Here is a 12,246-nt window from a genome sequence, read left to right as displayed (position 1 = left end):
CACAAGCGGCGAATTCGATCAGGGACTTCAGATCGATAAAGCGGTACTAGAATCAATAAATTTGTGAGTAGCCCATGACTTTCCGAAGTTCGTGAAGGTGGGCGCTGCGATGGAGCACGAACTTCGGAAAGTGGGCACTAGGACGAAACCAGCCATGTCAAGGCCTTGATTTGAGGCGGGCGTGTGGCAGCCCCCTGTTACATTATGCTGCTTTTGTTACGCGGCGTTGCCAGATAGAAGCTGACCGGCAACGACGATCGCGCATGTGATGAACCTCTCTGCTCCCTTTATTCGCCGGCCGGTGGCAACCACGCTGTTGTCATTCGGACTGGTGGTGGCCGGCGCGATCGCGTATTTCAAGCTGCCGGTCTCGCCGTTGCCGGACGTCGACATCCCGACCATTTTTGTGCAGGCAACTTTGCCCGGCGCGAGCCCGGCGGACGTCGCAATCACGGTCGCAAGCCCGCTCGAGCGCCATCTCGGCCAGATCGCCAATGTCACCGAGATGACCTCGACGAGCAACCTCGGCTCCGCGAACGTCGTCCTGCAATTCGAGATCGGCCGCGACATCAACGGCGCCGCACGCGACGTGCAGGCCGCGATCAACGCGTCTCGCGCCGATCTGCCGTCCAGCCTTCGGAGCAATCCGACCTACCGCAAGCTCAATCCGGCTGCCGCGCCGATCCTGATCTATACGCTGACATCCGACACGCTGATGCCCGCCGGCCTCTACGACGCCGCCTCCACTATCCTTGCGCAGAAATTGTCGCAGATCGAAGGTGTCGGCCAGGTATCTGTCCAGGGCGGCTCGCCGCCCGCGGTGCGTGTCGAACTGCTGCCGCCCGCGCTCTACAAATACGGCATTGGCCTCGAGGACGTTCGCGCCGCGCTTGCCTCGACCAATGCGCACAGCCCGAAGGGCGGCATCGACGTCGACAGCCAGCGCTACCAGGTCTATTCCAACGACCAGGCCACCAAGGCCGAGGACTACAAGTCGCTGATCGTCGCCTATCGCAACGGCGCGCCGGTGCGGTTGTCTGACGTCGGCGAGGTCGTCAACTCGGTCGAAAACGTGCGCACGCTCGGCCTCTCCAATGGCAAGCCGGCCGTGATGATGATCGTGTACCGGCAGCCGGGCGCCAACATCATCCAGATGGTCGACCGGGTGAAGGCGGTGATGCCGCAACTCAAGGCCTCCGTCTCGCCCGCGATCGACATCAACCTTGCGGTCGACCGCTCGATGACGATCCGCGCCTCGCTCAGGGACGTTGAAATCACGCTGCTCATTGCCGTAGCTCTCGTGATCCTCGTCGTGTTCGCATTCCTGCGCAATGCGCGCGCCACGCTCATTCCGGTCACGGCCGTCGTGGTGTCGCTGGTGGCGACGCTGGCCGTGATGTATGTGCTGGGTTATAGCCTCGACATCTTCTCACTCATGGCGCTGACGGTCGCCACCGGATTTGTGGTCGACGACGCCATCGTCGTGCTGGAAAACATCTCCCGTCACATGGACGCGGGCATGCCTCGAATGGAGGCCACGCTGCTTGGCGCGCGCGAGGTCGGCTTTACCGTATTGTCGATGAGCGTATCGCTGGTCGCGGTCTTTGTCCCGATCCTCCTGATGGGCGGGCTGATCGGACGGCTGTTTCGCGAATTCGCCATGACGGTGACGATCGCGATTGCGATCTCGCTCGTGGTTTCGCTGACGACGACGCCGATGATGTGCGCCGTACTGCTGCGCAGCGAACGAGGCGAGCGGCATGGGCGGGTCTACCGGATCAGCGAACGCGTCTTCGAGGCGATGCTGAACGGCTACCGCTGGACGCTTGGCATAGCGCTGCGCCACCCGCTTCTGGTGATGCTGATGCTGGGCGCGACGCTCTATCTGAATTTCCACCTCTACCGCGTCGTGCCGAAGGGATTTGTACCGCAGCAGGACACTGGCCTTTTGAGAGGGGTGATCCGGGCCGATCAGCATACCTCGTTTCAGCTGATGCAGCAGAAGCTGACGCAATTCGTTGACATCGTCAAAAAAGATCCGGCGGTCGATACGGCCGTGGGCTTCGTCGGCGGCAGCGGGCCGGGCTCAGGCGGCGTCAATACCGGCACCGTGTTCGCCTCGCTGAAGCCGATCAGGGAGCGCAAAACATCGGCCGAGCAAGTGACCGAGCGGCTGCGGGGACCGCTTTCGGCGGTGGCGGGCGCCACGCTGACCCTGCAATCGCTCGGCGACCTCGGCGCTGGAGGCCGCTCGGGCGATGCCGCCTATCAATACACCCTGCAAGGCTCAACCTCCGACGAGTTGAACGAATGGACGCCAAAGCTCGTCGCGGCGCTTCAGGGCGTGCACGAATTGACCGACGTCTCCAGCGATCAGCAGAACAAGGCGCTGCAATCCAACCTCATCATCGATCGCGACGCAGCCGCCCAGCTCGGCATCACGGTCAGCGAGATCGACAACACGCTCTATGACGCCTTCGGGCAGCGCCAGGTCTCGACGATCTATGTCGCGCGCAACCAGTATCACGTGATCATGGAGGTGGCGCCGGCCTACTGGCAAAATCCGGAGACCCTGAAGGATGTCTATGTCAGCACGACCGGGGGACCGGCCAGCGGATCGCAAACCACCAACGCCGTGGCCGGCACCATTACCTCGCGCTCGCAGCAGAATTCGATCAGCGCGATCGCGGCGAACGCCGTGCGAAACCAGGCGACCAACTCGATCGGCGCGTCCGGCAAGGGAGCGTCGTCGACCGGAACGGCCGTTTCGACCAGTGCAGAGACCATGATTCCGCTCGCCAGCCTCGCCCGCTTCTCACAAGGCGAGACGCCGCTTTCCGTCAACCATCAGGATGGCCTGGTCGCCAACACTGTCTCCTTCAACCTGCCGCCGGGCATCGCGTTGAGCACAGGCACCGCCGCGATCGAGGCAACGATGACCAGGATCGGCATGCCGGCGGATATTCGCAGCGGGTTTTCAGGCGCCGCCAAGTTTTTCCAGCAATCGCTCGCGAGTGAGCCGTTCCTCATCCTGGCGGCGCTCGCAACCATCTACATTTCGCTCGGCATGCTCTACGAGAGCTACGTTCATCCGCTCACGATCCTGTCGACGCTGCCGTCGGCGGGCGTCGGCGCGGTAGCGGCCTTGATGCTGTCTCACAGCCAGTTCGACATCATCGCGATGATCGGCGTGATTCTCCTGATCGGCATCGTAAAGAAGAACGCGATCATGATGATCGATTTCGCGGTCGATGCCGAACGCCTGCGCGGGCTGTCGTCGGAAGACGCCATCTTCGAAGCCTGCGTGATGCGCTTCCGCCCGATCATGATGACGACCATGGCCGCCTTGTTCGGCGCGCTGCCGCTGATGATCGGGCTTGGCGAGGGCAGCGAATTCCGCCAGCCGCTCGGAATTGCGATCTTCGGCGGGTTGATCCTGAGCCAGATCCTGACGCTCTACACGACGCCGGTGGTCTATCTCTATCTCGATCGCGCGCGACACTGGCGCCAGCGGAGAAGGCTGCGCCGTCTTGTTCCCGGCGAATAAGCGCTGCCGTTACGCCAATTCCGCGCGCACCGCCGCCGCACCGTCCGCGAGCGCCTTCAGCTTGGCAAAGGCGAGTTCGCGCGGAAGGTACTTCATGCCGAAATCCGGCGCCGGCACCAGCCGATCCGGCGGAAGAAATTTCAGCGCAGCGCGAATGCGGTTCGCAACGATCACTGACGTTTCGGCCTGCGGATCGGCGAGGTCGATCACGCCCAGCATGATCTTCTTTGGCGCGAGGTCTTTCAGCACGCCGAGATCGAGTTTGGGCTGCGCCGCTTCGATCGAAATCTGGTCCACGCGGCAGGCGCCGAGTTCGCCGAGGAACGAATAGCCGACGGGCTTCTCGCCCTTGACGACCGCCGCATAGCCAAAGCAGAGATGCACGACGGTGGTGGCCCTCAGGCCTTCCAGCGCGCGGTCGATCGCCTTCACCGCGATGCGCTTGGCCGCCGGCGGATCCTGGCGCAGCCACGGCTCATCGAGCTGGATCACGTCGGCGCCGGCCTTTTCGAGGTCGCGCGCCTCCGCGTTCACCGCCGCGGCAAAATCCATCACCATCTCGTCGTCGTCTTTATAATACTCGTTGATCGCCTGCCGGCTCATCGTGAACGGGCCCGGTAGCGTGATCTTCGCCAGCCGCTCGGTATTCTGGCGCAGGAATGCCATGTCACGGGTTTCCACCGCTTGCGTCCGCCTGATCGGACCGACGACGCGCGGCACGGCCGTCGACAGCCCGGCCCTGGAGATCACCTCTCCCGGCTTGCCCGACGAAATGCCGTCGAGCGCGGTGGCGAAACGGTTCGAGTAACTCTCGCGCCGTACTTCTCCGTCGGTGATGATATCGATCCCGGCGCGCTCCATGTCGCGGATCGCCAGCAGCGTCGCGTCGTCCTGCGCCTGTTCGAGCCAAGGCTCCGCGATGCGCCAAAGATCGATCCGCACCCGCGCCACGCCCTTCGACAGCATCTGGCGATCGACCAGCCAGTCCGGCTGCGGATAGCTGCCGACCACCGTGGTGGGCAGAAGTTTTGTCGTCATGCAGTGCTCCATATCGGCCTCATGGTTCGAGACGCCGCTTCACGGCTCCTCACCATGAGGGCAACCTCATCCCGAGGAGGCGCGAAAGCGCCGTCTCGAGGGATGTTCAAGAACTTCGTTGTCACACGCTGCCGCCGAGATAAAGCCGCTTGACGATGGCGTTGCCGTGCAACTCGTCGACATTGGCGGCGACCACGATCTCGCCATGGACGATGATATAACCGCGGTCGGCGATGCGCACCGCCTGGTTGAAATTCTGCTCGGCCATCAGAACCGTGAGGTCGAAGCGTTCCCCAAGCTCGCCGATCTTGGTGATCATCTGCGAGACCAGTAATGGAGAAAGTCCGACCGAAGGCTCGTCGATCAGGAGCAGCCGCGGCGAGGACATCATGGCGCGTGCAATCGCCAGCATCTGCTGCTGGCCGCCCGACATGGTGCCCGCCAATTGCCCGGCGCGCTCCTTCAGGACCGGAAAGGCGTCGAAGGCGAGCGCGAGGTTGCGGGCAATGTCGCGGCGCGCGGCGCGGCGGAAAGCGCCCAGCATGAGGTTTTCCGACACCGTGAGCCGCGGAAATAGCCGCCGGCCTTCGGGCACGAGCGCGACACCGAGATCGACGATCGCCTCCGGCGACATCCTGGCGAGATCATGCACGGTGCCGTCCAGGTCGAGCGAAACACTGCCGCGCCACGGCCGCACCAGGCCCATGACGCACTTCATCAGTGTGCTCTTGCCATTGCCATTGGTGCCGAGCAGCGCCACGGTTTCTCCGGTCGCCACGTCGAGCGAGACGCCGCGCAGCGCCTTCACCGCGCCATAGCCGGCATTGAGATCGCGGATCGCAAGGCTAAGTGCCAAGATAGGCCTCCTGCACCCGCGCATTGGCCATGACCTCGGACGGCTGGCCGATTGCGATGATCTTGCCGGCATCGAGACACATGATGCGTTCGGAGAAGCGCATCACCGCATGCATGATGTGTTCGATCATGATGATGGTGATGGATTCGCCAGCGAGCTTCAGCAGGAGATCGAGCACCTCGTCGACCTCCGAACCGGACAAGCCAGCCATCGCCTCGTCCGAAATCAGGAGCTTGGGCCGTGTCGCCATTGCGCGGGCGAGCTCCATCTTGCGCAGCTCGACCTGGCTCAAGCCGGTGACCCGCGCGTTGGCCTTGTTCGCCAGCCCCATTTGTTGAAGGATCGTCACCGCCTGGTCGCGATGGTCCTCGGCCGTCAGGCGCAGATGGGTAGCGCTGGTGAAGTCGGCGGCGACCATCAGATTCTCGATCACCGTCATGCTGCGGAAGGGACGCGGAATCTGGAAGCTGCGCGCAATTCCCCGCCGCGTGCGGACATGCGGCGGCAGGCGCGTGATATCCTCGCCATCGAAGACCACCGTCGACGGCTCGGTGCGGAACGCGCCGGAGATGCAATTGATCAGCGTGGTCTTGCCGGAGCCGTTGGGACCGATCAGGCCAAAGCGTTCGCCGGGCTTGATATCGACGCTGACATTATCGAGCGCGGTGAAGCCGCCAAAGCGCTTGGTCAGGGCGCCGATCCGCAGCAAGGGGAGCGCTGTCGTATCGGTGGAGGTCATGCCTTGCCCTCCGGCCGGCGGCGCTTGAAGAGGCCGATGATGCCTTCGGGAGCGCCCACTACAAACAGCACCAGCATGACGCCGAGCACCAGCACGTTCACTTCCGAGGATATGGTGACGGTGAGCACTTGCTGCGTGACCCCGAGCAGGATGGCGCCGATCACCGGCCCGATCCAGTGCGCGGTGCCGCCGATCAAGGCCATCGCCAGCACCGAGACCGAGTAGTTCAGGTTAAAGGCCGAGGCCGGATCGGCATATTGCAGATACATGGCCGCCGGCGCCCCGGCCGCGCACATCAATGCGCCGGAAATCACGCAAGCGATCAATTTCAGGCGAAGCGTCGGCACGCCGGTGCACTCGGCGGCGAGTTCGTCGTCCCGAAGCGCCTGAAGACCGCGGCCGATCCAGGAGTTCTGCATGTAACGCGCGATCGCCACTGAAATCACCACCAGCACCGCCTGCACGAACACCAGCATCTGCACATAGGTGTGGAATGGCGCCGTCACCGGCGGGCGCTGGATCTGGATGCCGGCCGCGCCGCCGAGTTCGCGCCAGTTGGTTACCGCTGTCTCAATGATGATGGTGATCGCAATGGTCGCAATGGAAAAGAAAATGCCCTGCATGCGCAGCGTCAGCAGTCCGACCGCAAAGCCCAGGATCGCACCGACAACGGCGGCGATCGCGATCTGTACCGGGAGTGGCGCACCGACCGCGCTAACCAGAAACACCGCCGTATAGACGCCGACGCCGAAGAACGCGCTGGTCCCGAAATTCACGTAGCCGGCATACCCACCCAGAATGGTCCAGGCGACCGAGAGCACGATGAATTGCAGGATCACGTAACCGGCAAAGAACCAGTATTCGTTGGCGACCAGTTCCGCCGACAGCAGGATGGCGGCGAGAAACAGCACTGAGGCACCCCAGAAGGCGATGGCGTTGCGCTTCATGGTCATCGCCTGCCGAGCAAACCCTGCGGCCGCACGGCGAGAACGCCGAGCAGCAGGGCAAAGGAAATCGCCGGCGCCCAGGAGGCGCCGAACAAAGTGAGCACGATGGTCTCGGCGACGCCGAGAATGATCGCCGCAATCAGCGTACCCGTCATGCTGCCGAGGCCCGCCATGACCACGACGCAGAAGGTGCGGCCGATATAGGCGCGATCGAGCGTCGGATCGACAGGCGAAACGATGATGAGGAGCGCGCCGGCGACGCCGAGCACGGCGGTCGCAATCCCGAATGCCCATTGCTTGATGTGGACCGGGTTGGCCCCCATCAGCCGCACCGCCTCCTCATCCTGAGCCACCGCGCGGATCGCGCGGCCCATGAACGTGCGCGACAGGTACACCGACAGCAGCAGCGTCAATCCGGTCGCGACCCCAAATGCCACCATCAGGCGGAGCGGGATCCGCATGCCGCCAAAGCGCCAGGATCTGCCGATGTAGGAAGCCGAGACGGAGTGCTGGTCGACGCCGAAATACATGATCAGCAACACTTCGATGATGAAGGCAACGCCGAAGAAGAAGGCAATGCCACGCACGGCAGCGTCGGTGCCGCGCCGCTCGAAGGTCTCGTAATAGAGCCGATAGGCAAGCAGTCCGAACACGAACAGGAGCGGGGTGATCAGAACGCCCGACAGCAGCGGATCGATGTCGTAGGTGTCATTGAGAAAAAAGACGCCGTACGACGCCATCACCAGAAAGGCCGGATGCGCCACCTGCGGCACATCGAGCAGACCGAAGGAAACCGACAGCCCGATGCTGACGGCCGCATAGAAGCAGCCGAGCAGCACGCCGGTCACGACCGCCTCGAGCAGCAGGTCCATCGAAAACAATTTAGGCTCCCCTGCCCCGCTTACTCAAACGTGGTGCCCTTTGGACTGACATCCCCGAGTTTTTATCCCTCCCCCGCCGTGCGGGGAGAGGGAGCGCTTCTACAACCAAGCCTACTTCCGCGCCGCTTCGAACGGCGTGATGAGATTGCCCGACTTCAGCTTCTCGGGAAACAGGATGACCTGTTTGCCCGGCTTTTTGAACTGATCGATGTTGTTGTCGACGATGCCCTGGAACTGCGCTTGCAGGGTTGCGGTCTCCTTGCGCTCGCCATCCGCCGAGAACGCAATCGGACCGACAATGGTCTTGACCTCGCTTTCATGCAGATATTTCGCGATTGCCTTCTGGTCGAGCGACTTGGTCGCCGTCACCGCCGCCGCGATCAGCTGGCCCGACGCATAGCCGAACGGCGCGAGATAAAAGCCGAGCGGATCGACTTTGGCCGGGACGGCGCGCTTCGAATATTCGTCGAAGAAGGCCTTGGTGCCGTCGTAATACATGCCTGGCTCCGGCAGCCAGGTATTGAAGTTGACGACGCCATTGAGCAACGAACCCATTTTCGCCATCACCGGACCGAACTGAAGGCCGACCATGCCGCCGCCGAACAGCTTGACATTGTCGCCGACCCCGATCTCGCTGACGGCGCGCAGGATGCCGGCCGAATCCGGCGGATAGGAAGCGACATAAACGATGTCGGGTTTGGCGGCGCTCAGCGCGCGGATGATGCTGGAGAACTCCACCGTGTTCGGCGGATAGGCCTGGTCGAATACGATCGGCAGGTTGCGCTTGCCGGCGACTTCGCGCGCCGTTTTGGCCAGATTCTGCGCGAACTCCTGGTCGGCCGAGAGCAGCGCCATCGTCTTGCCGCCGGCCTTCTGGCCGATATCGAGAAATGCCGACGCCCAGGCGTCGGCCGGTCCCCATGGCGCGTTGTTGAACCACATGTCGTGGTGGATCTTGCTGTTGACCTGGAACGAGAAGTTGCCGATCAGCACCATGCCGCGCTGCTTGACCAGCGGCATGATCGGCGCGGTCGGCACCGTTCCATAGGGCGCGAACAGGAGATCGACCTTGTCGATATCGAGCAGCTTGGAATAGATCGCGGGCGACTCGGCGGCGCTCGACTTGTCGTCGTAGACCACGAGTTCGACCTTGCGGCCGAGCATGCCGCCTTTGGCGTTGATATCGTCGCGCCAGATTTCGATGCCAAGCAGCGAGGGCTTGCCGCCACCCGCTAGTCCGCCGGTCAGCGGCATTGACATGCCAATCTTGATCGGCGGCTGATCCGCGCCGGCCTTGCCGATCAGCGAGACACCGATGCCGGTGATGGCCGCGCCGAGAAACGTTCTGCGTTTCATAGTTCCTCCCTGGAGTGCGTTGTTAGAAACAGCCCGCGCGGATCTCTCGTCCGTTGGCGGACCATTTCAGGTGTCGTCGAAAGTTAAGGCCAGCGGACGCCGGGCGACAACACGACTTGGGTCGCATGACGCCCGCCCCGGTCAAGCCGGCTGCTTCAGGATCGCGGCCGGGTCGGCGCCGACGCGGCCCCCGACCCGGTCGGCCGCGGTCTCACGCGACAGGTGCATGTCGAAACGGATGCTGGGCAAGCCGGGAATCGGGCATTCCAGGTCCTTCGGGTTGATGTCGACCGCAAGGTCGCCGGAGGAGCCGAACACCACGTCGTCAGCCAGATGCGGGTCGTCGCGCAGATAAAGTGCCGTCACCAGTTCGCGGTAACCGGGCGCGCCGACGAGGAAATGAATATGGGCCGGCCGCATGCCGTGCCGCCTCTGGGCGCGAACCATTTCGCCGACCGGGCCATCCATCGGGATCGAATAGCCGAGCGGCTTCACCGTACGCAGGACGAAGAGGCCCTTGGCGTCGGTGGTGAAGATGCCGCGGTAGTCGACCGAACTGGGATCCTCCTGAATGTCGTAGAGGCCGCTGGCGCTGGTCTGCCAGAGCGACACGGTGGCGCCCGACAGCGGCTTGTCGTTCACGTCAGTCACGTAGCCGTAAAGGATGATTTCTGTCTCGGGGTTGGCGTTCCTGGCGATCTGGCTGCCGGCGGCGAGGTGCGGCGTGGTTTCGCGGTAGAACGGTCCGAGCAAGCTCGTATGCGTTGCCTCTTCCATCGCGGTTTCATCGTGCAGGCCGTTGACGAGCGCCGACAGACCCAGCGTATCCGACAACAGAATGAATTCCTGCCGGGCCGGCGTGCAGATCTTGCCAACCGCGGTCATGAAGGCGATGCCCTTGATCCATTCCGCCGGCGTGAGATTCACGTCCTTGGCGAAGGCATGCAGGTGTTTTACCGCCGACGCCATGATCTCTTTCAGGCGCGGATTGGTCGTTGTAGCCATCTGACCCAGCACGGCTTGCGTGATGTTCTCAGGCGTCAACTCCTCCATGGGTTGCCTCCTCGACCCTTTGATCCATGGCTTTGGCCAGTCATGGCTTTTTCTTAAAACGTTGCCGGCAGCCTATCGCCCTCCGGGCGCAACCGCAAACCCGGATGCAACGGAAATCGCGAGGCGCGCCGGCCTAAATTTTCATCAGATGAGAATTTAATCAGTCGGTCTGGTCGCGGCGGACGCTGAGCGGATGCGCCTGCGCGGTCGTGGTCGCGGTGCCGAACGTCCGCGGCTGGGTGAGCACCTCCGGCTGCAGGATCTGGTCGAGCTGCTCGCGGGTCAGGAGCTTTTTCGCCAGCACCAGGTCATAGACGCTCTGGTCGGTCAGGAGCGCCTGCTGCGCGACTTCGGTCGCATTGGCGTAACCGATATAGGGATTGAGCGCGGTAACGATGCCGATCGAGCGCTCGACGCCGCGGCGCAGATGCTCACGGTTGGCGGTGATGCCCTTTACACACCGCTCGGCCAGCGTCAGGCAGCCGGAACGCAGATGGTTGACGCTCTTGAACAGGCTATGCGCGATGATCGGCTCAAAGGCGTTGAGCTGCAACTGGCCGGCCTCGGCGGCAAAGCTCACCGTCACGTCGTTGCCGATCACCTCAAAGGCGATCTGGTTGACGACCTCGGGGATCACCGGATTGACCTTGCCCGGCATGATGCTGGAGCCCGCCTGCATCGGCGGCAGGTTGATCTCGTTGAGGCCGACGCGCGGACCCGATGACAGCAGGCGCAGATCGTTACAGGTCTTCGACAGTTTCACGGCAACGCGCTTGAGCACGCCGGAGAGCTGCACGAAGGCGCCGCAATCCTGCGTCGCCTCGATCAGGTTCGACGCAGTGACGACAGGAATGCCGGTCACATCGCGCAGATGCTGGCAGACCAGCCGCGCATAATCGGGATGGGCGTTGATGCCGGTGCCGATCGCGGTCGCGCCCATGTTGATCTCGCAGACCAGAAGCACCGCCTCCTTGAGACGCAGTTCGTCTTCGCCCAGCATCACCGCATAGGTCGAGAATTCCTGGCCCAGCGTCATCGGAACAGCGTCCTGCAACTGGGTCCGGCCCATCTTGATGATGTCCTTGAACTCCTCGGACTTCGCCTCGAACGTCCCGCGCAACTCCGCCATGGCGTCGACCAGCCGCATGATGCCGGAATAGCCCGCAAGCTTCAGCGCCGTCGGATAGACGTCGTTGGTGCTCTGGCTCATGTTGACGTGTTCGTTGGGGTGCAAGAACTTGTAATCGCCCCTCGCCCGTCCGAGCAATTCCAGCGCGCGATTGGCGATCACCTCGTTGGCGTTCATGTTGCTCGAGGTGCCGGCCCCGCCCTGGATGACATCCACCACGAACTGGTCGTGGAGCTTTCCGCCCCTGATCTCTTCCGCAGCGGCGACGATGGCATCGGCTTTCGCGGCGTCGAGCAATCCAAGGTCGCGGTTGCTTCGTGCCGCTGCCAGCTTGATCGACGCCAGCGCCGTGATCAGGTCGGGATAGATCGAAATCGGGGTGCCGGTAATCGGGAAATTCTCGACCGCCCGAAGCGTATGGACTCCGTAATAGGCCTCTGCCGGAACGTCCCGGTCACCCAACAGGTCGTGCTCGCGTCGCGTGCTCATGGAGAGGCCTCCTCCGTGTCTGGCGGGGGAGCGATCAATACAGGATCGGGGCGGATTTCCAAGCTCTAGATGTGGAGCCTCAAGAGGTTGTCCCCGGTCAGACCGAGACGGCTGATAGGTGGTTTGCACTTTAGGCTGCAATGCGGCCGGTGCCAATTGTATCGATGTAGCCACTCTGGCAGATGTCGGGCTCTGTCATCTGATGTCAGGT

Annotated in this window: 10 protein-coding genes; 1 reads left to right on the top strand and 9 read right to left on the bottom strand. The window is 62.9% G+C overall.

The genetic code is table 11. From position 1 onward, the window contains the following. Positions 1–268 precede the first annotated feature (268 nt). Positions 269–3,547, top strand: coding sequence for an efflux RND transporter permease subunit (locus M6D32_RS07380; protein WP_298254857.1), 3,279 nt, complete (start codon positions 269–271; stop codon positions 3,545–3,547). 9 nt (positions 3,548–3,556) lie between these two features. On the opposite strand, the gene M6D32_RS07375 is transcribed toward M6D32_RS07380, so the two are convergent. From M6D32_RS07375 to M6D32_RS07335, 9 genes are all read right to left on the bottom strand, one after another. Further along, complete coding sequence (locus M6D32_RS07375; RefSeq protein WP_298254855.1) at positions 3,557–4,585, bottom strand: 5-methyltetrahydropteroyltriglutamate--homocysteine methyltransferase; 1,029 nt, start codon at positions 4,583–4,585, stop codon at positions 3,557–3,559. Positions 4,586–4,706: 121 nt separating this feature from the next. Beyond that, the gene (locus tag M6D32_RS07370) at positions 4,707–5,441 is read right to left on the bottom strand and encodes an ABC transporter ATP-binding protein (RefSeq protein ID WP_298254853.1); all 735 of its coding nucleotides are present in this window, start codon (positions 5,439–5,441) and stop codon (positions 4,707–4,709) included. Then, complete coding sequence (locus M6D32_RS07365; RefSeq protein ID WP_298254852.1) at positions 5,431–6,180, bottom strand: ABC transporter ATP-binding protein; 750 nt, start codon at positions 6,178–6,180, stop codon at positions 5,431–5,433. The genes M6D32_RS07370 and M6D32_RS07365 overlap by 11 nt, the downstream gene beginning before the upstream one ends. Then, on the bottom strand, positions 6,177–7,127 hold the full coding sequence (locus tag M6D32_RS07360) for a branched-chain amino acid ABC transporter permease (RefSeq protein WP_298254851.1): 951 nt from the start codon (positions 7,125–7,127) through the stop codon (positions 6,177–6,179). The genes M6D32_RS07365 and M6D32_RS07360 overlap by 4 nt, the downstream gene beginning before the upstream one ends. Positions 7,128–7,129: 2 nt before the next feature. Beyond that, the gene (locus M6D32_RS07355; protein WP_298254860.1) at positions 7,130–7,999 is read right to left on the bottom strand and encodes a branched-chain amino acid ABC transporter permease; all 870 of its coding nucleotides are present in this window, start codon (positions 7,997–7,999) and stop codon (positions 7,130–7,132) included. 120 nt (positions 8,000–8,119) lie between these two features. Further along, a complete protein-coding gene (locus M6D32_RS07350; RefSeq protein ID WP_298254849.1) occupies positions 8,120–9,364 on the bottom strand; it encodes an amino acid ABC transporter substrate-binding protein in 1,245 nt (414 codons plus the stop codon). A gap of 141 nt (positions 9,365–9,505) precedes the next feature. Continuing rightward, on the bottom strand, positions 9,506–10,417 hold the full coding sequence (locus tag M6D32_RS07345) for a dioxygenase (RefSeq protein ID WP_298254847.1): 912 nt from the start codon (positions 10,415–10,417) through the stop codon (positions 9,506–9,508). Between the two features lie 160 nt (positions 10,418–10,577). Next, positions 10,578–12,035 (bottom strand): aspartate ammonia-lyase, encoded by a 1,458-nt coding sequence (gene aspA, locus M6D32_RS07340; RefSeq protein WP_298254845.1) that lies wholly within the window; start codon positions 12,033–12,035, stop codon positions 10,578–10,580. Between the two features lie 65 nt (positions 12,036–12,100). After that, positions 12,101–12,246 (bottom strand): integrase core domain-containing protein (locus M6D32_RS07335; RefSeq protein WP_298254859.1); only part of this gene is annotated, 146 nt, incomplete at its 5' end.

Source organism: Bradyrhizobium sp. (assembly GCF_027307225.1).
In the GTDB taxonomy this organism is placed as follows: Bacteria; Pseudomonadota; Alphaproteobacteria; order Rhizobiales; family Xanthobacteraceae; genus Bradyrhizobium.
The sequence above is the reverse complement of the archived record's forward strand: the minus strand, read 5'-3'. Positions and strand labels throughout refer to the sequence as shown.